Source organism: Dyadobacter flavalbus (genome assembly GCF_006149045.1).
Lineage (GTDB): Bacteria > Bacteroidota > Bacteroidia > Cytophagales > Spirosomataceae > Dyadobacter > Dyadobacter flavalbus.
Map to the genome: position 1 here is coordinate 123275 of NZ_VBSN01000073.1, position 26538 is coordinate 149812.

24 protein-coding genes are annotated in these 26538 nt (G+C 46.0%); 12 read left to right on the forward strand and 12 right to left on the reverse strand.

Features of this window, described 5'->3' with window-relative positions; genetic code table 11:
• The first annotated feature begins 59 nt into the window (after positions 1-59).
• The 5 genes from FEM33_RS24750 to FEM33_RS24770 are packed head-to-tail and all read left to right on the forward strand — an operon-like array spanning position 60 to position 3802.
• Positions 60-611: a hypothetical protein gene (locus tag FEM33_RS24750; RefSeq protein ID WP_139014652.1), complete on the forward strand. Its 552-nt coding sequence runs from the start codon at positions 60-62 to the stop codon at positions 609-611.
• Positions 608-1765 (forward strand): response regulator, encoded by a 1158-nt coding sequence (locus FEM33_RS24755; protein ID WP_139014653.1) that lies wholly within the window; start codon positions 608-610, stop codon positions 1763-1765. Before FEM33_RS24750 ends, FEM33_RS24755 begins: the two co-directional genes overlap by 4 nt.
• Positions 1766-1773: 8 nt before the next feature.
• Positions 1774-2112: an STAS domain-containing protein gene (locus FEM33_RS24760; RefSeq protein WP_139014654.1), complete on the forward strand. Its 339-nt coding sequence runs from the start codon at positions 1774-1776 to the stop codon at positions 2110-2112.
• A 3-nt stretch (positions 2113-2115) separates the two neighbouring features.
• Complete coding sequence (locus tag FEM33_RS24765; protein WP_201747838.1) at positions 2116-2700, forward strand: anti-sigma regulatory factor; 585 nt, start codon at positions 2116-2118, stop codon at positions 2698-2700.
• Entirely contained in the window at positions 2690-3802 is a 1113-nt protein-coding gene (locus FEM33_RS24770; RefSeq protein ID WP_139014655.1) for an acyltransferase family protein, read from the forward strand. The genes FEM33_RS24765 and FEM33_RS24770 overlap by 11 nt, the downstream gene beginning before the upstream one ends.
• A 9-nt stretch (positions 3803-3811) precedes the next feature.
• Here the strand turns inward: FEM33_RS24770 and FEM33_RS24775 are convergent, their stop codons facing one another.
• Positions 3812-5152 carry a lipopolysaccharide biosynthesis protein gene (locus FEM33_RS24775; RefSeq protein ID WP_139014656.1) on the reverse strand — a complete coding sequence of 447 codons (1341 nt, stop codon included), beginning with the start codon at positions 5150-5152 and terminating at the stop codon, positions 3812-3814.
• 168 nt (positions 5153-5320) lie between these two features.
• Between FEM33_RS24775 and FEM33_RS24780 the strand changes: the two genes are divergently transcribed.
• The 5 genes from FEM33_RS24780 (at position 5321) to FEM33_RS24800 (ending at position 12134) form a co-directional block, all read left to right on the forward strand.
• Positions 5321-6973: a glycosyltransferase family protein gene (locus FEM33_RS24780; protein ID WP_139014657.1), complete on the forward strand. Its 1653-nt coding sequence runs from the start codon at positions 5321-5323 to the stop codon at positions 6971-6973.
• 48 nt (positions 6974-7021) lie between these two features.
• Complete coding sequence (locus tag FEM33_RS24785; protein WP_139014658.1) at positions 7022-7897, forward strand: glycosyltransferase family 2 protein; 876 nt, start codon at positions 7022-7024, stop codon at positions 7895-7897.
• Positions 7898-7900: 3 nt separating this feature from the next.
• Entirely contained in the window at positions 7901-8677 is a 777-nt protein-coding gene (locus FEM33_RS24790) for a glycosyltransferase family 2 protein (RefSeq protein WP_139014659.1), read from the forward strand.
• Positions 8678-8696: 19 nt separating this feature from the next.
• Entirely contained in the window at positions 8697-9464 is a 768-nt protein-coding gene (locus tag FEM33_RS24795) for a glycosyltransferase (RefSeq protein WP_139014660.1), read from the forward strand.
• 63 nt (positions 9465-9527) lie between these two features.
• The gene (locus FEM33_RS24800; RefSeq protein ID WP_139014661.1) at positions 9528-12134 is read left to right on the forward strand and encodes a response regulator; all 2607 of its coding nucleotides are present in this window, start codon (positions 9528-9530) and stop codon (positions 12132-12134) included.
• Here the strand turns inward: FEM33_RS24800 and FEM33_RS24805 are convergent.
• From FEM33_RS24805 to FEM33_RS24830, 7 genes are all read right to left on the reverse strand, one after another.
• Positions 12117-13328 (reverse strand): glycosyltransferase, encoded by a 1212-nt coding sequence (locus FEM33_RS24805; protein WP_139014662.1) that lies wholly within the window; start codon positions 13326-13328, stop codon positions 12117-12119. The two genes, FEM33_RS24800 and FEM33_RS24805, sit on opposite strands and share 18 nt — an antisense overlap.
• 62 nt (positions 13329-13390) lie before the next feature.
• Entirely contained in the window at positions 13391-14242 is an 852-nt protein-coding gene (locus FEM33_RS24810; RefSeq protein ID WP_139014663.1) for a beta-1,6-N-acetylglucosaminyltransferase, read from the reverse strand.
• Positions 14239-15747: an O-antigen ligase family protein gene (locus FEM33_RS24815; protein ID WP_229214399.1), complete on the reverse strand. Its 1509-nt coding sequence runs from the start codon at positions 15745-15747 to the stop codon at positions 14239-14241. Before FEM33_RS24815 ends, FEM33_RS24810 begins: the two co-directional genes overlap by 4 nt.
• Positions 15747-15893 carry a hypothetical protein gene (locus FEM33_RS26590; protein WP_201747839.1) on the reverse strand — a complete coding sequence of 49 codons (147 nt, stop codon included), beginning with the start codon at positions 15891-15893 and terminating at the stop codon, positions 15747-15749. The genes FEM33_RS24815 and FEM33_RS26590 overlap by 1 nt, the downstream gene beginning before the upstream one ends.
• Before the next feature lie 14 nt (positions 15894-15907).
• Positions 15908-17086, reverse strand: coding sequence for a glycosyltransferase (locus FEM33_RS24820; RefSeq protein ID WP_139014664.1), 1179 nt, complete (start codon positions 17084-17086; stop codon positions 15908-15910).
• Positions 17083-19263: an exopolysaccharide transport family protein gene (locus tag FEM33_RS24825; RefSeq protein ID WP_139014665.1), complete on the reverse strand. Its 2181-nt coding sequence runs from the start codon at positions 19261-19263 to the stop codon at positions 17083-17085. The genes FEM33_RS24820 and FEM33_RS24825 overlap by 4 nt, the downstream gene beginning before the upstream one ends.
• Complete coding sequence (locus FEM33_RS24830) at positions 19260-19928, reverse strand: TolC family protein (protein ID WP_229214400.1); 669 nt, start codon at positions 19926-19928, stop codon at positions 19260-19262. The genes FEM33_RS24825 and FEM33_RS24830 overlap by 4 nt, the downstream gene beginning before the upstream one ends.
• Positions 19929-20043: 115 nt before the next feature.
• Between FEM33_RS24830 and FEM33_RS24835 the strand changes: the two genes are divergently transcribed.
• Positions 20044-20661, forward strand: a complete 618-nt coding sequence (locus FEM33_RS24835; protein WP_139014667.1) for an acyltransferase — start codon at positions 20044-20046, stop codon at positions 20659-20661.
• A gap of 76 nt (positions 20662-20737) precedes the next feature.
• Here the strand turns inward: FEM33_RS24835 and FEM33_RS24840 are convergent, their stop codons facing one another.
• The 4 genes from FEM33_RS24840 to FEM33_RS24855 form a co-directional block, all read right to left on the reverse strand.
• Positions 20738-21952 (reverse strand): sugar transferase, encoded by a 1215-nt coding sequence (locus tag FEM33_RS24840; RefSeq protein ID WP_139014668.1) that lies wholly within the window; start codon positions 21950-21952, stop codon positions 20738-20740.
• 13 nt (positions 21953-21965) lie between these two features.
• On the reverse strand, positions 21966-22355 hold the full coding sequence (locus FEM33_RS24845; protein ID WP_139014669.1) for a response regulator transcription factor: 390 nt from the start codon (positions 22353-22355) through the stop codon (positions 21966-21968).
• Positions 22356-22771: 416 nt separating this feature from the next.
• The gene (locus tag FEM33_RS24850) at positions 22772-23926 is read right to left on the reverse strand and encodes an energy transducer TonB family protein (protein ID WP_161597225.1); all 1155 of its coding nucleotides are present in this window, start codon (positions 23924-23926) and stop codon (positions 22772-22774) included.
• On the reverse strand, positions 23877-24461 hold the full coding sequence (locus FEM33_RS24855; protein ID WP_229214401.1) for an RNA polymerase sigma factor: 585 nt from the start codon (positions 24459-24461) through the stop codon (positions 23877-23879). Before FEM33_RS24855 ends, FEM33_RS24850 begins: the two co-directional genes overlap by 50 nt.
• Positions 24462-24604: 143 nt before the next feature.
• Here FEM33_RS24855 and FEM33_RS24860 point away from each other — a divergent pair, with 143 nt between their 5' ends.
• The gene (locus FEM33_RS24860) at positions 24605-26488 is read left to right on the forward strand and encodes a YfbK domain-containing protein (protein ID WP_139014671.1); all 1884 of its coding nucleotides are present in this window, start codon (positions 24605-24607) and stop codon (positions 26486-26488) included.
• Positions 26489-26538 lie beyond the last annotated feature (50 nt).

Consider the following 26538-nt stretch of genomic DNA (forward strand, 5'->3'; position numbering starts at 1 on the left):
TTGGAAATGTAAATCAAACGCTCGTTAAAGCAGCTTTAATCTTATAAAATATTCACAAAGTGAAAATCAACCGCTTGCTTAACATCCGGAAAGATTCTGAGGGACAAAGTATCCGCTTGACGCAGTCCGAGATTGGCAATGCTTTGCTTGAACAGAAACTAAGTGAGCTGATCGAAATTATAGAGCGCTCGGTGATAGACAGTGAAAGTGCAAGGCTTTATCAGCAGCAGATTGCGGCAGCCTTTGAAAAAGCGGAAACGGCAGAAGCTCAGATTGCATCGTTTGAACAGCTGGACCAGGACAACAACCTTTCGAGGGAAGAATTGCTGGAAGGGCTGGAAAAACTGCTTTCCGAAACCAAGATAGACAGCAAGATCAGCAGCAATTACCTTAAAAAAAATGCATTTCAAAAAGGGATTATGTTCATTCTGGCCATATTGCTGATTGTATTCGGATTTGCCATGATCATCATGCCTGCTCCGCCCAGCTTTGAAATTTTTACTGTTTTTTACTTTACACCGAATGACGGCGTTACGATCATGGACCTGGTTTCGTTGCTCATCATATTTGGCGGCGTCCTATTGTTTGTTTTAAACTTCAACAAAAAATGATCAGTTTCCCGGATCCTCCTGCGGCCGTAAAAAAGATCCTGCTGGTAGAAGACAACCTTTTGTTCCGGAAGGTTATTGAGGCATCCTTGCTGAAAGCAGGCTACAACTGCGTGCTTTGCGAATCTGCAACAGAAGCGCTGGAATTGCTTGCAGATGAAATGCCGGACCTTATTCTTTCAGATTATGACATGCCTGAAATGAACGGATTTGATTTCCGGCAGGCCGTTCTGCATAATCCGAACCTGAAAGATATTCCGTTTGTATTCCTGACTTCCATCACCGACGATTCGCTGATGCTGGAAGGGCTGAACATGTATGCGCTGGACTTTATCAACAAGGAAACGCCGATGGCGGTCATTATTTCCAAGCTCAACAATATCATTACATCCCTTCAGAACGAGCATGTAAGGTCCGTACATGAACTTAAGATTGCTGCCGAAACGCTGAACGTCAAATCCATGCCGGTGCAGGACCCCAAAGTTGCGGGTTTCCGGGTTCATTTCTGGCACAAAGGATTCCGTGGTTATCCCGGCGGTGATTTCATTGATTTCGTACAGGTTGACGAACGTTTCTGCTTTGCTTTTCTGGGCGATATCATGGGAAAAAAATGGAAAGCTTGGTTTTTCACATTCGGTTTTTTAAGCTATATCCGCGCTGCAATCCGTTTCTGCGTGCTGGATAACGATTATGCAATTGATACCATCATGCAGAAAATCAACAAGCTGGTTTATCTGGACGACAGTCTGGAAAGTATTTTGTCCAGCTTGTCGCTGCTGCTGCTCGACAGTCATACCGGAGAAGTGCATTACTCCGGGGCGGGAGATCTTCCGCTTGTGAATTTTGAACCTTCACTGGACAGCGTTTCAACCATTATGTCTTCCGGCCTGCTGCTCGGGCTGATGGAAGAAGGCATGTACGACAAACAGGTCATTAAAATGAAATCCGGGGACCAGATCGTGCTTTTTACAGACGGCATGATCGATATACCTTCGGATGGCTCCAAAAAAAGTGATTATCCTTTTTTTGTAGACAAGATCAGTCCTTATCTCGGCAGAACAGACAGTTTTGAACTCATCAAGAAGCAGGTTCTGTCGACGATCAACGATGGCAACCAAATGGACGACGCAAGCATTATTTTTATCGAAAAACAATAATATACCCTATGGTACTTCAAGTTAATGCCCTTTCAGATGTAGTACAGGCAACTATTTTGCCGGAAGAAGCCAGCCTTGCAAATGCAGACATGTTCAAGGAAGAGATGATCACACTCATAGCCGGCGGCACGAAGCTCGTTATCCTGAGCTTTGAAAATGTAAATTATATCGACAGTTCCTTTCTGGGCAGCCTCGTTGTGGCTCTGAAATATGCCATGCCGCGAAAGGTGGATATTTACCTTGTTGCCCTGAAACCGGATGTCAAAAATCTGCTGACCCTGATCAGAATGGATAAAGTCTTCAAGATTTTCAAAGACTACAAGCAGGCAATGGAAACAATAAACTAGATCATGAAAGTGGAAGCAGGTAAGATTAATATTGTTTTTAAATGTGACCGGGAAGAAATTCCCGGGATTGTAAATCTATGCCTTGATCATATCAGGAAAGAAACACACGTCAAGCCTGTGGATCTGTTGACGCTTGCAAAGCTGAAATGGATTATAACCGAACTACTTACCAATGCCGTAAAGCATTCGGGCATGGAAGAATGCACGCTTACTTTCGAGCACGATACCGAACAGCTCGTCCTTGAAAAGGAAGACACGGGAAAACCGCTGATGCTCTTTGAAAACAACAGCGGCAAAGTGATAACCTGGCCGCTGTCCGGCTTGTCCGAACCACTGGAATTCCAGATTTATCATAACGGAACGGATTCACTTAAGGTACGGAGTACAGAACCGGACGGCGCAGCTTTTTTTGTTGAACACCTTGATGATGTACAAATGCCCGGGCTGCTTATTGATACAAGCGAGCATTTCGGGCTGCTGATCATGACCAAAGCATCTGATGAATTCACCTATACATACGATCCCATTTTGAAAACCAACCGGTTCAGAAGCATCATTTATCTGAAAAACAGTGACTATGAAGCATAGGTTTGAAGTACTTGACATTTTTCGCGGTCTGTTTGCGACGCTGGTCTTCATGTTTCACCTGGGCCCGTTTGCAGAAACGCCCGTGCTGAACAACAGCTTTGTGGAAAATTCCGACATGTTTGTCGATTTCTTCTTTGTGCTGAGCGGATTTGTAATTGCTTACAGTTATCAATCCCTTTCCGACTGGCAGCAGTTCAGGCTTTTTATCACCAAACGCATTTACAGGATTTACCCGCTGCATCTGTTCATGCTGCTGGCTTTTGTGGGAATGGAAGTTGCCAAAAATCTGCTGAACCCTTACGTCAAGGTAAATAACCTGGTTAATCCGGCCAATAATGTCACTACTTTTTTTACATCTCTTTTTCTGATCAATTCCACGCCGGTTCCGGGCGTCAGGGATGTAAGCTGGAACATTCCGAGCTGGTCAATCAGTGCAGAAATGATGGCTTATCTTGTCTTCGGAAGTCTGCTGGTTTTCATTCACAGCGCGCGCCAGTTCAGCCGCAGAAATTTTTTCTATGCACTGATTATCCTGGTTTGTCTGGCTGGATTGTCCGCAGTTTCTGGAAGTTTACAGATCAATTACAGCTTTGATTACGGCTTTCTGCGGGGCATACTCGGCTTTTTTACCGGTGCAATCTGTTTCAACCTGTTCAGTAATACGCATCACCGTGTACGCACCTGGCCTTCGTTCTTTTTTTCTGCTGCGGAACTGGCAACGCTTGTGCTGATTACGGTTTGTATCTGTTACGGAGAAATTATGAAGCCGCTCGGTGCTGTCTTTGAAGTGTTGTTTTTTGTTTGCATTTACACTTTTTCATTTGAAAAAGGCTTTATATCGGCCATGCTGAAAAAAGCCGGCTTACTGCATAACCTCGGAAAGTACTCCTACTCGATTTACATGACGCACGCCTTGATGATCAGCCTTTTCAACGTGCTGTTCATCCGCATCCTCAAATTTCCGCCCAGTGCATATTCCTATCTTTTTATCCTGAATTTCGTACTGATCTATCTCGTTTCTTCCTGGACTTACAAGAATATTGAAATGCGGTTCCAGTACAGGAAGACGAAAGTTCCTGCAAAACAAACGGATGCAGCATGAAGTCAGCAATCAGTTTCTGGCTAGTTTCAGCCAGTAGGTTTTAACAAGGTTTACAGCCTCCGAATAACCCGTTGTAAATACACTCATGATGCTGAAAGGCTCAAAGCGGTTAAGCCCCCAGTAACCGATCCCCACGCCGATCAGCGTCGGCACAATTCCTGCAATGGCCACGCCGTATACATTTCCTGTCAGGTAAATTCCGGCAAAAGAAGCCGTTACACTTCCCGCAAGCATTAAAAGCACTTTTATGAAATTGATCTTGGGCTGATGGATTACATCCAGCGTCAGGGCAAAAAACCGGTCGAGCGGATAAAGCAGCGCAAAAGTCATAAACAGGCGCATGATATTGGCCGCTTCACTGTGTACGTACTTGCTTCCGCCAATGATACTGATGGCAACGTCGGCAAGTGCCACGGCACCCAGGCAAGCCGGCAGCAAAGCAACCGTAATCAGGCCCGTATACCTTTTCATTGTCTCGATGACCTTTGCTTTGTTGCCTTCATTGTATGCCGCGGACAACTCGGGCATTCCCGTTGCGGCAAAACTTCTGAGCGGAATTTCAATGATTTCCATAAGCCGCTGGCCGAGGTTGAAAACGGCCAGTGCCGCAGGCCCGAGCATAAAGTTGATGATCATGGTATTGGACGTCCCGAAAAGGTTGGAGCTTAGCGTAGTCCCGACGCTGTATTTACCAAAATGAAAAATTTCACTGATCGTTGCCCACGTCCGGTCTTTGAACATGGCAATCCGCGACCAGCCCATGAAAATGGCAAAGAGGCTCGTCATGGCCGCACCGCCCAGATATGCATAAATAATATTCTGCAGATTGGCTGTTTTGGTCAGTGCCATGATAATCACAAACAGTATGAACACACCCTGGCTCAGAAACCGGATGCATAGCAGCTGATCAAAGCGCTGCTCGGCCTGTACGACGCAGGAAGCAATAAATGAAGGAAGTGACGCTACATAAATTATCCCGAACCATTCTACAAACAAAACAAGTGAGGGATTTTTGAAATAGGAAGAAAACAGATAGGCAGGAACATTCAGGATCACCAGAACCAGCGTGATGGCACCGCCGATAAACCATGCCGAACCGACCACTTCCGCTTTTCTGGCCGTAGCGGCGCCTGCATAAAACTTGATAAAGGCAGTCGTAAGAAAACCCGAGCGAAAGGTATCCACGAGCAGCAAAATAGACAGAAAAAACACCCACATTCCGATACTTGCAACCGGAAGCGCACGATACAGGATGATCATGTTAAGCATTCCCAATACAGACATGATGCCGTTCCCGGCCAGCGAAAGAAAATGTTTGTTCCTGAACTTCTGTAAAAGCTGAATGGCCATGTAACGCTGAATGTGACAGTTAGTAATCTATTTAACGGCGCAGCACAAATATGTAATTTTTTTTAATGAGATATTATTGACACTGCGAATTATTTCCACAAATAATTTAATTAATTTGCCTAATGATTAGATTCTTGGCTACGTTCCGAATTAATACATTGGTGCTCTATGATAACCAAAACTTTTACACCTGTTAAAAATTCACAAAGGAGTCATACCATACTGCTGTCCGTTATTCTGCTTTCAGGGATTTTCCTGCGTGTCTTCCACTATTTTGATAACCGCTCATTATGGGAGGATGAGGTTTTCTTGGCTTCCAGTCTTATTCATATGGATTTCATCCAGCTTGCTACCTTGCCGCTGGAATACCAGCAAAGAGCTCCGATCGGCTTTTTGTGGCTTTCGCGCCTGGGCGTGGTGCTTTTTGGAAAGAAAGAACTGGCATTACGGCTTTTTCCGTTTTTATGCGGCATTGCATCTTTACTTCTTTTTGTTCCGGTTGCCAGGCATTTTCTGCGTTCGGGCCGCAGTATCGTGTCAGCGGTGTTCATTGCAGCGTTCGCCCCGCCGCTGGTTTATCATGCCGTGGAAGTAAAACAGTATGGAACGGAGTTTCTGGCAACGGTTCTCTGCCTGCTCCTGTACATAAATTATTTTGGAAAAACCGATGTAGATAAGCTGGTGCTCTGGGGCTTGGGCGGAGCTGCCATACTCTGGTTTTCGTTTTCGTCCCTGTTTATCCTGGCAGGAATGGGCGGGGCCGTTGCACTGACCTGCATGGTCCGGAAAGACTGGAAAATGTTCTTTTTATACCTCATTCCGTTTTCCTTGTGGCTCTTCAGCTTCGTCATTCAGTATGTATTTTTTATCAGCCGGTTTCCGGAAGAAGAATGGCTGGTGCAGTTCTGGCGCAACCGGGAAGCTTTTATGCCGTTTCCGCCGCGGTCGCTGCACGATGTGCTCTGGCATTTGAACCAGATTTATTCTCTGGTCCGATACCCGATCGGGCTATCCTGGTTTGACCTCGATTATGAGCACGATTACAGTCCGGTTACCCGGATTCTGGCAAGGGTTCCGTTTCTTCCGATTGTAGTCGGCATCATCGGGCTGGCCGCACTGTTTTTCCGCCAGAAGCGGCATTTGCTTTTATTTTCGATGCCGGTCATACTTGCGCTGGCGGCATCCTCGCTGGAATTTTATCCTTTAAGGGAAAGACTGACCCTGTTCCTTGCACCGATTTTCATTCTTGTGATTGCAAAAGGCGTGGAAAGGATTGATGCTTTCAAAATTTCATCCAATGCAAAAACATGGATCGCAGCCATTCTGCTTGCTGCTCCGCTCATGAATTCCGTCATGCAGGTCTGGAACACAAGTCTTTTCGGCAGTTACAAAAAATCCGTGCAGCGCGAAGTCATGCAGAACATCCAGAACCAGTACCGCGAAAACGATGTGGTGTATGTATACTGGAACGACCTGCCTTCATTCCGTTATTATGAAGAAGCTTATGATTTCAGGTTCAATACCATTTACGGCAGCGACGTACGCCAGGCTTCCAGCAATTTCAGCAGCTACTTTAAAAACATGTCAGCCGATTTCGAAAAATTCCAGGGTCATAAAAGGCTCTGGTATGTGTACAGGCCCTATAACGGACTGAAGCTTGGCGATATAGAAAACGAACCGCAATGGTATTATCACAATGTAGACGCCGTCAGGAAGGTATTAAGGCACATCTCCGGAATGGGCACTTTACAGGAAGTATTTCCGTCGGGGAAGTCAACTTACGATGTTAAAGTCTGTCTGTTCGGGCTTTCGCCGCAGTAAGACTTAAGTTGTCCTGAAATTTTGTTAAAACCTTTTCAATGTTGAAACATGAGTTTATTTGGTTTGCCTAAATGGATCCAGCCGCACCTTTTCAAGAACAAGAAATTCAAGGATCTTACCGGTTCCGAAATTGAAAATCTTAGAAGGACAATCAGCCGCTTCAAGGCTGAAAAACCGGATGTTTCGGTTGTAATTCCTGCATGGAACGAAGAAAACAACATTTACAGGACACTTTCTTCGCTTTCCAACAGCCGTACAAAATACATGGTGGAAATTGTGGTGATCAACAATAATTCTACGGACGGCACACAAAATGTGCTTGATACGCTGGGCGTCCGCAATTACATGCAGCCTGTTCAGGGAACGCCCTTTGCCCGCCAAATGGGCCTCGAACTGGCACGCGGCAAATACCATTTATGCGCAGATTCGGACACTTTTTACCCGCCCGACTGGATTGACCTGATGGTGGCGCCCATGGTGAAGGATTCCAACATTACAGGCGTTTACGGAAATTATTCCTTTATCCCGCCCGAAAACCAGGGAAGGTTCGGGTTATGGCTGTACGAGCTTTTTGCCGGCATGATGATCCGAATCCGCAAAAGAAACCGGGAATACCTGAATGTTTACGGGTTCAATATGGGGTTTGTAACGCAGATCGGGCGCGATACCGGCGGCTTCAAGGTAAGCGGTTCCAGAATTTACGCCAACATTGTCGGAAGCGATTACGAGAATGAAGCCGAAGACGGACGCATGGCGCTGAACCTCAAAAAAGCAGGAAAACTGAAAATGGTGACTTCTTCCAGTGCAACCGTTTACACGTCTCCGCGCCGGCTGCTGGACGACGGAAGCATTGCCAATGCTTTTTTCAACAGGGCCGGCAGACAGCTGAAAGGCATGCGCGATTATCTCTCTCTTTCCAATTAAGCTATGGAATACCATTTCCCCGATACTACTTTACTGATTACGCATTATAACCGGAGCGGTTCACTGGAACGGCTGCTGGCTACTTTTGAAGGTCTCGGATGCCGGTTCGGCGACATTGTCGTTTCCGACGACGGAAGCAGGCCGGAGCATCTGGACAAGGTGGTCGCGATGAAAAACCGCTATGCGTTCCGGCTGATCACTACGCCTGTCAACAAAGGCCTAGGCAACAACATCAACAAAGGCCAGGATGCCGTAAAGACGCCTTATACCCTGTATGTACAGGAAGATTTTCAGCCGTCGGATATTTTCCCGGGCCATTTTCAGGATGCACTTGGCTTCATGCAGGAAGATCCGGCGTGGGATATTGTCCGGTTTTATGCCTACTTCTCCTATCCTACACTGAAACCGTTCAAAAAAGGTTTTTCAGAAATGGTTTATACTTTCTGGGATATGAATCATTTGAAATTCTATTATTACAGCGATCATCCGCATTTGCGGCGCAGCAATTTTCTGGAAAAATTCGGAAGGTACCCGGAAGGGATCAAAGGCGACCTGACGGAATACAAAATGGCTGTCAGTTTTCTTCAGAAAAAGGGAAAAGGACTGTTCTTCAACGATTTTACCAGATTATTTTACCAGAAAAACTCTTCCGACGAACCCAGTACCATGGAAAGGCCTAACTGGAGACTGAGCAGCAATCCGCTCATCAAATTATCACGCCTGCTGTATCTGCGTTACCGCTGGCTGAAAAATTCCCTGGATCTGGTATTTATGAAGTGAACAGCGCCGACTGACTATTATGAAAAAAGACTACTATTTTAAGGATGTGACGCTTCTGATCACACATTACAACCGGAGCCAGTCACTGGAACAGCTTCTGAAATCCTTTGTACAGCTCGGCTGCCGGTTTGAAGACATTGTGGTTTCCGATGACGGCAGCAAGCCGGAGCATCAGGAATATCTCCGGACGTTACAGCCGGCATACGGGTTCAGGCTGATTACCACGCCCGCAAACAAAGGGCTTGGCAACAACATCAACAAAGGGCAGGATGCCGTGAAAACGCCGCTTACCTTGTATGTGCAGGAAGATTTTACGCCTGCCGCCATTTTCCCGGAAAGCTTTATAAATGCACTGAACATCATCAACCGCAGGCCGGAAATAGATGTTGTACGTTTTTACGCCTATTTTCTTTATCCTTACCTGAAAAACCCGGAGAACAACTATTACGAAATGGCCTTCCATGTGCTGAAACCGGGCTATAAAAAATTTTATGTTTACAGCGATCATCCGCATCTGCGGCGCAGCAGCTTTTTTGATAAATTCGGAAGATACATGGAAGGTCAGAAAGGTGATGTTACGGAATACGGCATGATGATGTCGTTTCTGAAAAATAACGGGAAAGCCGTGTTTTACAAAGACTATAAAGACCTGTTTCTACAGAAAAATTCCGAAGCCGAACCCAGTACGATGAAGCGGAACATATGGCGGGAAAGCGACAATTTTTTTCTGACGCAGTTAAGACATCTTTACAGGCACTTGAAATTCAACTTTGATTATATGGTCTGATTCCGGCAGCATCCATGCAAATGCAATCAGGTTTACAGTTACAGCTCAATCATTTACAGGTTTATGCCCGGTACTACAAGAAATAATTCATTCAAATGGTATTATGCCAGCATTTACCTCGGGCTTGCCCTGATTTTCGGATCGCAGTATTTTACCTATAAAAACGTAAGGGATCTTTCGCTGAACAACACAAGGCTGAACGTAACGGTCGGCGTGCTGAACCAGATTGCCAATTTCGGGCTGGTTACCAAAGATTTCCAGTCCAACATGCGCGGTTATCTTATTACACAGAACAATGAACTTCTTTCGGACAATTACAACAAAAAAATTCAGCTCGTCGGTATTACGGACACGCTTTTCAATCTGGTAAGATCGGACGCAGCGCAGACGCGGCGTGTTCAGGAACTGTTGCAGATTTCGGGCAAAATCGTTTCATATACGCAGAATGTCATCACATTATACCGCACGAATGGACAGGAAGCCGCTTTCCATCTGCTGCAGGAAGGAGAAGGAATCCGTCTGAACAATTTGCTGACGGACAAAATCAATGAAATCAACAGTGTTGCGAACAGCAACCTGGATGAACGGAGAAGGCTCGTGGCCAGAACGCAGAAAAATTCGGTTCTTTTTATTTTCGTGACCGGAGCCGCCGGATTTCTGCTCTCGCTTTTTTCAATCGTACTCCTGAACCGCGACAAGCGAAAACTCAGGCGTTTGCAAAAGGAAATAAATGAAAAGGAAAGAGTTGTAAACCAGTATCTGGAAGCCATTCCGGATGGCGTGCTCGTTATCAACAAGGAAAATGAAATCGTACTGCTGAACCAGTCAGGCCGTGAAATTCTGGGTGTCAGATCAACCAATCTGGAAGCGCTTAACCAAGAGCTGAATACGGTGAAACTGCTTGATCCCACGCGTTACCACATTGCATTTACCCGTGACACACTGCCGGTTTCACGCGCTTTACGCGGCGAAAAACTCATCGGCAATAAAATTGACCTTGTAAAAGACAACAAATTATTTCATCTTGAAACCAATGTACAGCCTGTAATCGGGCTGGAAGGTGAAATCACAAGCGCCATTACGGTTTTCCGCGACATTACCGAAAGGGCCAATTACGAAGCTACGCTGGAAAAAGCCCGGACGCTGGCGGAGAAATCGGTGAGGGTAAAAGATATATTCCTGTCCAATGTAAGCCATGAAATCCGTACGCCGCTGAATGCCATTATCGGTTTTACAAACCTGCTCATCGGTGAAGTAAAGGACCAGAAAAGCATTGAATACGTGGGCTACATCCAGTATGCGAGTAAAAACCTGCTGGAACTGATCAACGATATTCTTGACTTTTCAAAAATAGAGGCCGGACAGGTGCACCTTGAAAAAACGGCGGTTTCCATTACCGAACTCGTCAACTCGGTTTCGGTGATCATCAACCAGCGGGCGGTGGAAAAAGGCATTATTTACCAGTCCGTTTTATCCGCCGGCCTGCCGGAAATCATTGAAATCGACAAATTGCGGCTTACACAGATTTTGCTGAACGTCTGCGGAAATGCTGTCAAGTTTACCGAAGAAGGCAGTGTAAAATTGCTGGTGGAACCCATCGGCGAGCCGGTCAACGGCGTACAGAACATCCGCTTTGAAGTACGCGACACCGGTATCGGGATTGCACAGGATAAAATAGACGAAGTGTTCAACCGTTTTGTGCAGGCCACAGAAAGCACAACGCGGGTTTTTGGCGGAACAGGGCTTGGACTGAGTATTGTAAAGTCGCTGGTACAACTATTTAACGGAACACTGAACCTGAAAAGTGAGGTCGGTAAAGGCAGTACTTTCACGATAGATATTCCGGTCCGGATCATGACGGACGCTGTTTTGCAGGAAGATCTGGAAAAAACGGTTGACTTCAACGGCTCCATTACGTCGTTGAGAATACTCGCTGCGGAAGACAATACGCTTAACCAGAAACTTCTTAAGGCGATTTTTGAAAGATTGAACATACCTTTGACCGTGGTAAACAACGGCCAGGAAGCCATCGAGAAACTTCAGACCGAATCGTTTGATATTGTACTGATGGATATTCAGATGCCCGTTATGGACGGCTATACCGCAATCAGGAAAATAAGGAGTTCCATTTCAAAAACAATTCCTATTATTACCATGACCGCGCATGCCATGATCGGAGAAAAAGAAGAATGCCTGAGCATAGGTGCCAACAGTTATATATCCAAGCCGTTCAAGGAAAGCGAACTGCTGTATACAATTGCACATCTTGGAAACAAAGAAAATATAGTAACGCCTCATAACCAATCCACTAATCAAAATCAAAATACCATGACTGACTCCATTATCAATCTTGAATATCTGAATGAAATTACAGGAGGCGATGAAGAGTTGCGGGAAGAACTTATTGCACTTTATGAAAGAGACAGTAAAACGCAGCTGAGCGCCATAGAAGAAGCATCTCAAACCATGAATCAGGAACAGATGCGGCAGGCTGTTCACAAATTCCGCTCCTCACTGTTTTCGGTCGGAATGCTTTCCACAGCCAATCAGTACAAAGACCTGGAAGCCATACTGAAACAGGGAAAATGGGAATCTTCCCTGAACCAGAAACTGGTAGAACTGAAGGCAGAATCGGAACTGGGCCTTAAGCAGCTAAAAATGCTGAGTTAAATTCAGAGTGGTATTTGCAAGCAGTTCATTGATTGCCTTGTAAATATCACCTACACTGTTTTCCCAGGTATGCGAAGCGGCAAAAGCACGGCGTGCTTTCATTCTGGAATCCGAGTTTTCTTCAAGGGCCTTTTCGATCAGTGAAACGTAATCTTCTTTAGTTTTGCCCAGATAAACGTGCTCCGCAAAAACACTCATGGCATCTGTTCTGGTAGCAACGGTCGGTTTTCCCATGGCCAGATATTCGTCAATTTTTCTCGGATAATTTCCGATGGTGACTTCGTTCAGCAATTGCGGATTGATGCATACGTCAAACGAATTGATGTATGCCGGCAGCTGGTCTATGTTTCTGGAACCGGTAAAAGTCACGTTCGGCAGCTGATGCAGACTGCTCTGGAGAAACTCGTTATCCTCAGGCCCCACCAGTACAAGGTTCCAGTCCGGGCGTGTTACTGCTATGTAATGAAGCAGTTCCATGTCCAGCCGGATGCTCTGCAGCGCGCCAACGTAGCCGATCCTCGGCCTGGCGATGGCACGGATATCGGCGGGTTCTTCACTGTCAACTCCTTCCATGAACAACTGCAGGTCGCAGCCCTGCCCTACATAATACGAATGCCGGTTATACTTTCTGCAGTAATCGGCCAGATAGGTGGAATTGGCAACGCAAAGGTCACTTTTTGCAATAAGCTGCGGTTCCAGTGAAGTACCGTGTTTTTTCCAGTAATCCACCGCCAGCATGAAATCGCGGGAATAATAAATAGACAGTTTCGGCAGCAGGAAATCTTTAAGATAAAAGCTCCGGAACATGTCGTTGTCATTGAAATGAATGAAATCACTGAACCCCAGGCTTTTTACGGCACGTGCAATGGACGAGGCAAAAATCCTGTTGTTCCTTTTATTGAGGAGGTTAAAAATGAACTGGGAAGGTATCCAGTTAATGGATTCGATCATCCGGTCGGGATAAAGTACCCACAGGTTTGCATTTATCTTTTCCAGGCCGTTCTGTTTCCTGTCGATGACTTCACGGCGCCTGATGATTTTGGGATCGGTACTTTTTTTCAGCAGACTGATCCGGTCCAACGGCGAATTAACATACAAAACTCTGTGATGCCTGCTGAATTCCAGTGCAATATTCTTGCAGTTGCTTCCGATTTCGACGTCCCACGCCTGCTGCCCGGTGATGACAATATCCATTTTCAATCTGCTTATAAGTAATAAAAATATTCAGGTTCCAGTTAAAATTGCTGAACGAACAGTCATGAATGGCTGTGAATTCTTTTATCCAGCATATCAAATATTTCCGGATGCCTGGCCATGTCAAATTTCCTGGCAAACAATGCACGGGATGCCAGCAGCTTGTCCACATCTTCGTAATCCAGCGTTTTGGGACTTGCATTTCCGGCCGACCAGTCAATGTATCTCAGGTTGTTATTGATCAGTTTACTCCGGAAAGTGGAATTGTATAATATGGTCTGAAAAATGATTTCGTCCGGCGCCCACGTAAGTTTAAAGAAACGTACAACTTCGGGGTGCTCGTCCAGATAATTGAGAATGAACTGCACCGCTTCCATGGTAATGCTGAGCCATTGCGACTTCCCGACGGGTACCAGCAGATCAGGCATTTTTCTGGCAGGAAAAAACTTGTTCATCCATCTCTGAAGCATGGTTTTTCCACGAAAATGATAGTTTGTCAGATGGTACTCTGTAAAGCGGGTTTCAGCTTCTTTCCACTCTTCCGGGATAAACCTGTATTCCATAAAATTCTTGTCCGGGTTCTTTGCAAAAAAATCATGGATTTCCTCGGCACTTTTTAACGGATAATCCGATCCGCTGAGCAGATTTACAACGTCAATCGCGATGCCGGATCCGGCAATGGCCAGAAAGCCGTTCAGGGTTGCCTGCACCATGCTGTAAGCGCCCCAGCGTACACGTTCCCGGTTGCTGATCAGAAAAACCCGGTTTCTGGAAGCCAGAAAACTGAAATGGCTGCTCTTTACCTTACGGTCTATGTGAATGAAAAAATAGGCATTTTCGTGCTGAAGGCTGTCGATTAGTCTTTCCAGCTGTGCGGGTTGCGAATGGGCCAGAATGAGATGTGCAATTTTCATAAGGTGATTTTCTCTTTTAAAGCCACTTCCCGGTCATTAATCCGCTTGATTATATTGATAAGGGCAACAGCGAGATAGAAATAAATATTGGATGGAAACTGCACCAGTGCTTCCTGCGGATAATTGCCGATGTTATACGCAAAAACGATCAGCAGCATGGCCATGCAGTATGTTTTCAGTTCTTTGTTTTCTATGAGGTAATAATTGTTGACCCCTTCCCGCAGGATAAAATACATCAGGATACAAAAGAGAAGTAAACCGATCCAGCCCAGTTCTACGGCAATACGGACGTATCCGCTGTCGGGCGGAAAATTGGCCAGAAAGGAATTCGGTGCAAACCGCTGCCCCCAGGCACCCGTTGCGCCCAGTCCGCCGCCCATCGGGTGCGTCCAAATATACGGCTGGATCCTTTTCTGGTTGGCAGTACGCAGCTTGAAAGACTCGTCATCGGATGGCTTGAACGCCGTCTGGAAACGTACGATATTGGGATCGGCCGTCGGCACAAAAATCAGGAACAGGATGAATACGCCGGCAATGGCTGTTCCTACCAGCACCTGACGGCTGAACCTCAGGATCAGGAAAAGCGCCATGGCTGCCGGCAAAAGGACATAGGCGCCGCGCGTTCCTGAAAAAAGCATGGCAGAAAAGAACATCGCGATCAGAATGGCCAGCACTACTTTTTTCCAGATTTTTTTTACAACGGTCAGAAGCGCAATGCAGAGAATGCTGCTGACAACCATATTATAGGAAAAAGCAACCGGATCGGAAAAGATGGAAAACTTGCGCCAGCGGCCTGCAATAAACAGCAGGTTGGCAATATTCGGATCGGAATGCAGCCATTCGTCTTCGGCAGTTGAAAAACCGATGTATTCCTGCTTGTAAGCATACAGTGCGGCAAAAATGGAAAGCATAAGCCACATGTAAAGCAGGTTCCGGATCGCTTTGACTGTCTTGATCTGGAACATGAAGACAAAGTACATCAGCATGACAACGGCAACGGAACGGATCGTGTAAACCCATGCCAGCCTCGATTCTGCAACCGGGTTGGCAACTTCAATCATGTTGTAAGCTATCCAGACGAGGATCATGAAACTGACCGGACCGCGAAAAACCGTCCAGTCGGGATATTTTTTCTGATAAATAAAAAACCCCAGAATAAGCAGTACCTGAATGCCGTCCATAACGGTCCCAAGCGGAAAATTGATTCCCAGCCGCATGATGAAAAACAGCAGATACGCCATGACCAGCAGCACTGAAATGCCGAACAGCGGAAACACCACAATCCCGTAAATCATGAGCGGCCCGATGATCAGCCCCAGAATAGCCGCGCAGGCAAAAATCCCGTAATAAGCAATGAGCGTTCCCATGACAAGGGAAACAGCTAGCAATAGGAGCAGTCCGGTCGTATTGCTCAGCTTCTGAACCCAGAACAAATGCTTCAGCCTGCTCCTCAGGTCGGTACCGGAAGCATTGTTCTGCATCAATATCTGAAAATCATCTGCCACTAGAAAAACAGTATTTTAAAGAAAAAAATAAATACACTTACAAGAACCAGCAACAAAGCGACCTGACGGGTTTTTTTCTGAAGAGGCGTCAGATGCCCGAAACTTTCCTTTTTCTTCTTTTCGGTTTTCTCCGGATATATTTTCATGAGCTGGAAGGCCGTTACTGTTTCTGGTCCGAATGTCCGTGCCGTGTTGCCACCGAAATCTGATTAGCCTTCCGCGCGTTGAAAAGGGCAAGAAGCTGAAAGGATATGAACTTTGGAATACTTACAAGCGACTGGTAAATGCGCGGGTCTGTATTTGATTTTTTCAGAGCAAGGTAAAATCCGCCGACAAATGTACACAGCCCGGCAAACCACGCAAGCGCCACAAAAGGAGCTATAAACAGGTTTACAAACATAAACAGAACGGAAAGAATCAGGAAAATAAACAGCGGCGGCCGCAGCAGCACCAGTCCGAAAATAAGCTGGTTCCAGTTGGAACCCGTAATTCCCTTGAAAAACATCCCGAAACCCAGTGTGAAATACTTGAACCAGGTATTGATCCAGCGCGCCCGCTGTTTTACCAGCTGATCGGTCCCGCTGGTTTTTTCATCGTATACAATGGCGTTTTCGGCAAAAGCAATCCGGTACCTTCGGCTGACGATCCCTTCCTGCAGAACTTTGTCGAACCCTGCACCGGTTACATCCAGATGTTCCAGACATTCTTTGTACAACGCCGTCGTAAATGCCATTCCCGAACCCGCCAGTGTAGCCGAAGATCCGGCGCCAAAAAGAACTTTCCCGTCATAAAAATGATAGTAAATATCCCGTGCCGCATCCAGACGAGCGTAGGTCGTATCCAGGTTTTTAGCATCCCTTACGCCTTGTACCGCCTGAAATCCCTGATTGAAATAGACATTAAGCTCATTCAGATACTGCGGGTGCGTGAGGTTGTCGCTGTCGATGATGGTGAGATGAGAATGCGGCCGGATAAAATTCCGGATGGCATAAAAATGGGAGCGCGTGTTACTGGCAAGCACTTGCTCCGGCCGCAGCACGAGCACGCGGTCCGCCGGAAAACGCAGATTGCTGATGTCGCATTTATCGGCTACGACGTAAATATGATAATGAACGTAATTCAGGTTCAGCAACGAATTGACAACCGCCGGCAATTGCTGCGTCTGTTCATAGGCCGTAACAATAATCCCGTAATCCGGAACCCGCGCCGCAGCCGGGTTCGGTACACGGCTGTGCGGTTGTTTTCTCAGGTTATAAATCAGCAGGAGCATGACCGGGAAAATCAGGTTGTACCCGATCAGCAGCTGCAGCAACAGCCATAACAGTTCTACTATTTTCATACTTCTACCAGTTTTCCGATTTTACCTGCCTGTTCCGGAATGTCTTCAGTATTGGTAAGCACCCAGCCGGAAAACTTGCTTTCCAGATTGTTCAGATACTGAATTTTGGATTGATCTTCATCTGAAATCGTATTTCCTGCGGCAAATACGGCTACAACAAGGTCGGTAAACGAGATCCATTCCTTGGCTTTGTTCATGGCGGTCAGCGGATCGGTTTCCACCAGAATAATATCAAACTGCGTTTTCAGGACCGAAAGCCGCTGGCTGATCACCCGGTCATCAGCGAGTTCTTTCAGGGAAATATCACCGCCTTTGTTGCCCAGTACGCTGATCTGGCCTGGCACCGCTTCCTTGATCGTATCCTTGTTTACGAAACTTTCAAACAGCTCCGAATCCGGGTTCAGCTTGGAAATATCCGACTGCCCGAAATTGCCGTCGATAATGAGCACCGTTTTGTTGATCTTCGAAAAAGCCCATGCAAGTGCCAGTACAAACGACGTTTTTCCGACGCCGTGCGAAAGACTGGTTACGGCAATGATCTTGGGATCGTCCATTTCATTGTCAAGTTCATAGCGTATCGACCGGACCAGATTCTTGTACAGCCGCAAAGGTTTTTCATCCGACGAACCCGTTCCGGCAAGGTTGACATTCGAATCCGAGCCCAATGCATTGAGATAACCCAGCACAGGCCGTTCCGTGGCATTGGCAAGCTGAAGCGGGTAACGGATGGATTTGTCAAGATAGAACAGAATGAAGAACACAAACACACAGAAAGTAAGGCTGATGACGCCGGAAAGAATCACCAGAACCATTTTCTTGGAAGCCTGAATCTGTCCCGGCATCGCCCTTTCGATCAGCCTCAGGTAAATAGGAAAACTGAATTCCAGACTGGCTTCATTATAGCGCTGCAATGCTTCGATATACTCCTTGCTTGCGATGTCGATTCCCGTTTCGTATTCCTGAATTTTGGCTTCGTTCGGCACCAGTCCGTCAAACTTGCGGTTCAGCCTGTTCAGCTCGCCCTGAATGGAAGCAACGCTGTTCCTGGCCAGTTCAAGCGAAATTTCCATCGTCAGTTTCTGCGTCACAAGATCCTGCTTCAGTGCCATCGGGTTATATACATACCGGTCCGATGCATCGTCTATTTCATTCGTAAGCTGGGTTTTCAGGGAATCCAGACTGACTTTCACTTTGGCGTCAAAATTGCTCTGGATGTATTTTTCGTTCAGTTCCTTCAGGTTCCGTTTGGTCGTAATGATTTTCTGGTTGATACCCGTCAGCGCGCTTTCAAAATATTTCCTGTCCGCCGGATCAAATTTCTTGTCAATGTTTTTGATTGCTGCACTGTAAGCAACAATGTCTTTCTGCGCAATTTCCCTTTTGGTCTCGTAATCGGCCATCTGGCCGTAAATGCTTTTTGCCTGCTCGTTCAGGTTCAGTACGCGGTTCTTGATCTTGTAATCTTTCAGCGTGTTCATCCTTTCATTGAGCGCAGTCAGTTTCTGGAGCATAAATCGCTGCAGAAAGTCAATCGTCTTCTTATTGTTCCCGACTACACGCGAAGAGTTGTCTGAAATAAACTCCTGACAAAGACTGTTGACCACATAAGCCGCAAGCTCGGGATCATCCGCTTCGTATTCAATATCAATGTAATCGCTTCCGCCGGTGCGGTATATAATGAGTTTGTCCCTTAATGAATTGGCGTCGTAACCCATATCGACCATGATTTTGTTCAGGCTGTTTTCATAGGGCTTCCACAGAAAAAGCTCTTCTCTGGCCTTGTATTTTTTGGTCAGGAGTGCAATGGCCTTGCTTTTGTCAGCCTTGCTCATGTCTTCAATTTCCTTTACAGGCTCCCGCCATGTCGAATCCTTGTAACCTTTCAGCTGATTCAGCAACAGCCGGTAGGAAACCTGATCCAGCGTTCTTTTAAGCCTCATTACCTGAATGAGACTTTCGAATTTTCTGGCAATCTGCGTATCCTGCTCGTCTTTGGCCTTCGTAACCACCTGATCGGTCTTGTCCACAAGCCCCGTTGCAATCCGGGCGCGGGTGTCATAGGTATCCGGAAGCCTTCTGACGAGGAAAAAGCAAAGTATAACAGTGATCAGCGGGACAAGGATCAGTGTGATCTTGTTCCGCTGCAGTAATCTCAGGAATTGTAAGAATTCGCTCATTTTATGTCTTCCAGTTTTTGTCCCAACAGTTCTTCCAGATTGCTTTTGGCCATCAGCACGTCGCTTTCTGCATTGAGTATGTTCTGAGTATGGTCGGCGATCATAATCAGCACCTTGTTGTAATTTTCAAGTGTTTCCTCCCCTCTTTCGAACCGGTGCCTGATGGTGGCGGCCATGCTTTCCACGTCCAGCATTGCCCCCGACCTGACACGCAGCACGGCAACTTTCTGGACGTAGGTGAAATACCGCTTTTTGACCTCGGCTTCCATGTTCAGGTCGAAACTTTCCTTGTCATACTGCGCGGCTGCCAGTTCGCCTTTGGCCTGTTTGATCAGACTGGGCTTTTGCAGGATGGAGCCGATGTTGGCAAAAAAACCGAACTGGTATCCGCCCAGAAAATTGGGTGATATGGTGGCAGTGTTGTTGTTCGGGCTGTACAGATAGGAAAATGAAAATATATCGAAGTAGGAAAGCTTGGCCCGCCTGATCCCGTACTCAGCTGTATTTACCCTTGCTTCGTACATTTTGATCTTCGGGTAATTGGCCTTGCTTACCGCGATCAGCTTTTCGAGATAAGCATAAGAAACGTCTTTGCTCAAAGATTCCTGTGCCTTGCCCGTATGTATTGTAAGAATAAAAAAAGCCGAAAACACGAAGTGTTTCATCTGCATTAATTTAGAAAAAATTAAACTATTAAAAATTACTTTTAATATAATTGTAAATAAAAGAAATCTTGATGTAATATTAAATATATAATTGCAACTAACTAAATCTACGCAAATGTCAGTATCTGACCAAATCAAGAATAATCCGCGTTTAAAGAAATTTATTCACTGGCTCCTAATTCCTTCCAATCAGGCACGTCCCAGATTATGGGTGAGACTTTTTCTGAACCGGTTCTACCATCAGCGCGGAAAAGGCGTCATTATTCGCAGCCGGGTCAGAATGGACGTAGTGCCGTTCAATCATTTTTCAATCGGAAACCATTCCATGATTGAAGATTTCTCGACGGTGAATAATGGCGTTGGAGCTGTGGAAATCGGAGAAAATTCGCTTGTAGGTCTTGGAAACGTAATTATTGGTCCGGTAAAGATCGGCAACAATGTGATTCTTGCCCAGAACATTGTCGCAAGCGGACTTAACCATAATTACAATGATGTGATGCAGCCTATTCACAAGCAAGGCGTAAGCATGGCGCCCATTGTTATTGAAGATGATTGCTGGATTGGTTCCAATGCGGTAATAACGGCTGGCGTTACTATTGGAAAACATGCTGTTGTCGCTGCCGGTGCCGTTGTCACCAAAAATGTACCTCCGTATTCGGTCGCAGTCGGAAATCCTTCGCGTATTATTAAAAAATATGATGACACCCGCAAGGAATGGATTAAAACATACTAACATAAGAAGTAGAATATATTCAGACAATATGCTTCAAACTTCACCTCAAGGATCTGCTGTCAATTACAATCCGCAATCAGACATTTTCAGACTGCAGCAAGGCCGGAAATGTTTTAAGAATTATTCTGAGGTCCATCATGAATGAAAATTCCTTGGCATAGGTAATATCCAGCTGCGTCCTTTCTTCTTCCGACATATCTGCTTTTCCTTTTCCTCTTTTGGTCACCTGCCATAAGCCTGTCAGTCCTGCCGGGCCGGCAAAACGGAGGATTTTATCGTCCGTTGTCATTTTTTCGGCTTCATACAACGGAAGCGGACGGTTGCCCACCAGCGACATATCGCCTTTCAGAATGTTTAAAAGCTGCGGAAGTTCGTCCAGACTGCTGTTCCGCAGAAACTGGCCGAGACGCGTAATGCGCGGGTCATTCTGGAATTTCATAAAAGCGGCTTTCTGGTCTTTCTGGTACTGGTACAGCTTTTCACATATTTCCTTTCCGTCATGGAACAGCAGGCTTTTGCAGTAATTCTGCGCCTTGCACTCGTCACAGAGTCCGTTGCTTTCAATTTGCTGGACCGGCTCAGGGCTTTTGTTGTACATGCTCAGCGCAGCCATTTTCCGGATCAGCTGGTCGGCATCGGTCCGCATGGTCCTGAACTTGTACAGGTCAAATATCTTGTACCCGCTCCCTACCCTTTTCGACAGGTAAAAAACAGGACCTTTGGAATCAATTTTGATGAGGATCGCCACAATCAGAAATACGGGCAAAAGCAGGATTAGAGCCGTTCCGGTCGTTGCAATATCAATGGCTCTTTTCCAGAGCGGCGTCCGGCTGTTCATCGAACCAATTTTCTGTGACGCCTTGTTGGCGACGTACCATTGCCGCTTTTTGAAATATTTCAGCCTGGTAATCAGATCGCCGTTGTCGAACCGTACTGAAAAAATATCATCCGCATGCTTTGTCCTCGCCATTTCGATGGCTTCGCGACTGAGCTTGTTTACCAGCAGCACAAACGGAATATTACCGAATCCCGAGTTACCGCGGATGGTCTCCAGCAACTCAACGCCGCCGCTGTCAACATGCGCCAGAATGACGTCTGCAGGATAATTTTCGTACAAGGCCTGCAGAACACCTTCCTGAGAATCAAAATATTCTACCTGCAGTGTTTCTTCAAACTGTTCCGAAAACCGGATGTACTGATCCCAGTCCGAATTCAGGTAAATAACCCTGAACGAAGATGCATAGGATCTTTGCTCAACAACCATTCCCTCGGACGTGCTTGTTAATTCCATGACTTTATAATGATTAGGAGAAGCGTTTACTTCGGCGCAGGATCGCGTTGATCTTTGCGTGTACTTCCATCGGATTGAACGGTTTTACCATAAAATCATCTGCGCCAAGGTTCAGGCACTGAATGCGTTCACTGCTTTCGTCCGATCCGGATAGAATAATGATGGGTATTTCGGAATACAGGTTGCTGGCCTTTGCCACTTTCAGGAATTCCTTGCCGCTTAGATTCGGCATGTGCAAATCTGCGATGATAAGGTCGGTATGGTTTCCCTGTTCCAGCCAGAGCATGCCTTCCGAACCGTCATTTTTGATCACTACATTAAAATCCTTTTTAAGAAAATGCTCCAGAATCTTGGTAATGCTGGGTTCATCGTCCAAAATCAACAGATCTTTTTTATCGCTCATGGGTTTGTAAATATTTTCAGATATTCTGATGCTTGTTTATGCAGGTAAAATCAAAATTTTAAAAAACCGGGCAAGTGTGTGACGGCAGGAATATCCCGCAGGAAATGTTCATGACGTAGAATTATTAAGAATAATACTCAATAGCTATTTTACATTTTCTGTTTTCCAAAACTTCTTAACTAAATAGCCCGCGCAGTTTTTTCAAGTAATAACCTGACTCATTTTAATGATAATTAACAAATTTTGCCAATTACAGCCCACATTCAGTAGTACAAGTTAATAGTAAAATTAACTATTCGTGGCAATAAGTCAAAAATAAATTTGTAATTATTAGAAAATAATTAAAATAACTTCTACAAGCGCTAACTAACAGTTTGATTGCTGCCACATTAACCCGAAACAGGAAGTAAAAAGGCTTATTTTCTGAAGTGAATGGTAATTTCCGCAGGCTGACTTGTGCCGTTGCCCGAATACTGCCATGCCGGTCCGTTCCGGATTATGCGTATGGCACGCTCGTGAAGCTGTTTGTCCCCGGATGCAGAAAAACGGGTGAGCGTGCCGTCCGGATTAATGACGAAAGTGACGGTAACCTCTGCATCCGTACCGGCTGAGCCGGTATTTCGTTCAAGATATTCCTGATAATTTTTCCAGCCTTTTTCCGGCATGGCGCTTGTCTTGTAAGCCGGCAAAGGCAATCCGGTGGCAGGCATTTTTTCCTTCATGGCGGCTGGAGCTGCTGCGACCTGCGTATTTTCAACATTTCGCTGCTTTCTTTCGCTTAACTCAGGCTTTGCAGCCCGGGCCGACTTTGAACTGTACTCCTGAAAAGCAATGCGCGGCGGACCGCCCATGAATTTACTCACGGAATCCGTCAACGTTTTCTGGCTGTCCGGAATAATCATGGAAACAGCATGCGGGTCCGGCATTTCAGTTTCAGCGGATGCAATGCGGTTTTTCTTATCCTCCTGAATTGGTTCCTGAACCGGCGCAGCTTCAGTGACATTCGGTTCCGCTGCTGAACGATCGGCTGCCATGTTGTTTTCAGTGGAATGTGAATCTGTTCCGTATTCCCGATCCGGCTTCTTTGCAACGGATTCCTGCGGATCAACGCTCTGCGGTGCTTCGTTCGGAGCGGTTTCTTCTTCCGTTTCCTTCAAAGGCTCAGGCGCTTTCATGAGCGGAACAGTTTCTGATAATTGCCTGTTTAAAGCTTTTTGATCGGCTAAAAAAATCATCCAGATTGCTCCCGTACCGATCACCAGTGAAGCCGCCGCACCGTATAGCCACAACGGAACGGATCTTTTTTCCTTTATTTGAATTCGCGCTTTCAGTTTATGATTCAGTTCACCGGGAATTGCTGAGGTATTCGTTTTATCAGTTTCAAGCGCCCGAAATCCTTCGTATGCTGCTGCGGTAAAAGCATCGTCCAGCATTTGCTTTTCAAGCTTATGCTGTTCCTCAAAGGACATTTCGCCATGATGGTAACGGCGGAAGTCTTCCAGGCTGAATACGCGGTATTTGTCAGGCTCTTCCATTTTTATCCATGCAGATTTTGAGGTTCCGCTTTCCATTCTGGATGCAGCTTTTTACTTTGTTCAGATCAAAACCGGTTTCTGCGCTTATTTCCCGGTAACATTTTTCCTGCATGTAAAACAGCTCAATCGCAGCTCTTTGTTCTTTCGCCAATGCTTTCATGCAAATGTCAAGTGCAGTCCGTTTTAGATCGGCGTTATCATACAGTTCGTAATCCTCGTCAGCAAATCCCGACAGGTTTTCACTTACTTCTTCCGCCGTTACAAAGACTTTTTTTTTGCGGATCTGCATCAGACAGAAATTTCTTGCGACGGTATGGAGCCAGCTTTTGAAATTATCCACTTCATGCGTGCGGAGGTCTGTTACGATCTTTTCAAATATCTGCATAACGGCGTCCTTGCTTTCGTTTTCTTCACGCAAATACGTGTAGCAAACAGCATAGACCATTTCCATATACGGCTGATACAAAGCGCCTAAAAGCTGCATATCGCCGGTACGACGATACGCGGCGAGCTGCTCCGCTTCCGAAAACGAACTGTCATTTCTGACCTGAAACCATTTTAAAAACCTCACACGCGCTTACTTAAAAGAAGGACTTCCGTTTGCCTGCTGCCTATTGATGCAGTTTTACCAAAATTCCATAAAATTTTTCCAAAAAGATTATGGAATTATCCGTCGGCGTGCATCCAGTCTGCAAACCAAACCAGCTATTAGCCATGAAAGGAAAAATAATTGTACTGCTCTCATTCATGTTGTGTGCATTTGTATTGCTCCCGGCCAGAAAAATCACCGGAACCGTTCTGAATACAAGCCTGGATCCTGTCAAGGGCGTTCAGGTGACGGCCAAAGGAAGTTCTGTTTCCACAAACACCGATTCGCTGGGCCATTTTACAATGCATGTTCCGGTTTTTTCAAAAGTACTGGTTTTTAACCTTGAAGGTTATTTTACCCGGGAAGTAAGACTGGATTCCGGTTCTGTATTAAAGGTCATTCTGGAAAGCATGAACATAAAAATGAAAGATTTCCTTGTAATACACGAAGAGCTGGAACCAATGCAGGCAGATCTCGCGGAATTGGAAAAATCAGAAAGTGTGACGCATACCGTAGCTGCAAGCCCGATGACCTTTATGCGTTCCCAGTCCATTCCCCGGCAAACCAATACTGAAAATTACAAAGCGATCGATGAAAAAGGTTTTCAAATAGCAGAACGCGAGCCGGTAACCACTTTTTCAGCAGATGTGGACCGGGCGGCATACAGCAATGTACGGCGGTTTCTGAATTCCGGGCATATGCCTCCGGCAGATGCCGTGCGCATCGAGGAAATGATCAATTATTTTGATTATGATTATGCGCAGCCAAACGGTCAGCATCCTTTGTCCGTAAAAGCCGAACTGGCCGATTCTCCGTGGAACCCGGGACTGAAACTGCTGCATATCGGACTTCAGGCCAAATCCGTTTCGAACAAAGACCTGCCCGCGTCCAATCTGGTTTTTCTGATTGATGTTTCCGGTTCCATGTCGGATGAAAACAAACTTCCTTTGTTGCAGCAGGCGTTCAAGCTGCTTGTCGACCAGCTCCGTCCGCAGGATAAAATCTCCATCGTGGCTTATGCCGGAGCAGCGGGTGTTGTACTTTCGCCGACGGCCGGTAATGAAAAAATAAAGATCAGGGAAGCACTGGATAAACTGGAAGCAGGCGGCTCCACAGCCGGCGATGAAGGAATAGAACTGGCGTACCAACTGGCCCGGAAAAATTTTATCCCGAAAGGCAACAACCGCGTCATCCTTGCGACGGATGGCGATTTCAACGTCGGAATTTCAAGTGAAAGCGAATTGCAGCGGTTTATCGAAGAAAAAAGGAAAAACGGCATTTTCCTGAGCGTTATGGGCTTTGGAATGGGCAATTACAAAGACAGCCAAATGGAAACGCTGGCGGATAAAGGAAACGGGAATTATGCGTATATCGACAATATACAGGAAGCCAGAAAGGAGTTTGTGCAGGAATTTGGCGGGACGCTTTTCACTGTTGCCAAAGATGTAAAGTTCCAGATCGAGTTCAATCCGGAATATGTGCAGGCTTACCGGCTGATCGGCTATGAAAACCGTGCGCTGCAGAATGAAGATTTCAGCAATGATCAAAAAGATGCCGGTGAAATAGGCGCCGGGCATACGGTTACTGCTATGTACGAAATTATTCCTGCCGGCTTCCAAAGCAGTTACATTTCACCAGCCGGAGCGCTGAAATATCAGAAAAACACAAGGTCTGTCCATGAAAAGTCGGATGAAATGCTGACGCTGAAAATCAGGTATAAAAATCCGGATGATGAAAAAAGCCGCCTGTTTGATCTGCCTGTAAAAAACAGGAACGCACCCTTTGCTGTTGCTTCCGAAAACCTCCGCTTTGCCGCTTCGGTCGCAGAATTCGGCCTGCTGCTGCGGAATTCGGAATACAAAGGATATGCTTCGTACCGGACTGTAATCCAAAATGCCAAAAATGCTTTGGGAAAAGACGAGGAAGGTTATCGCTCAGAATTTATAAAGCTGGTAAAAACCGCTGAATTGCTGGACAACAACCATAAAACGGTTTCCAAAAACAACTGACAAAACTCACTTCTGCAATGAATCAACAGTCTGTGCGGCGTATTTTACTT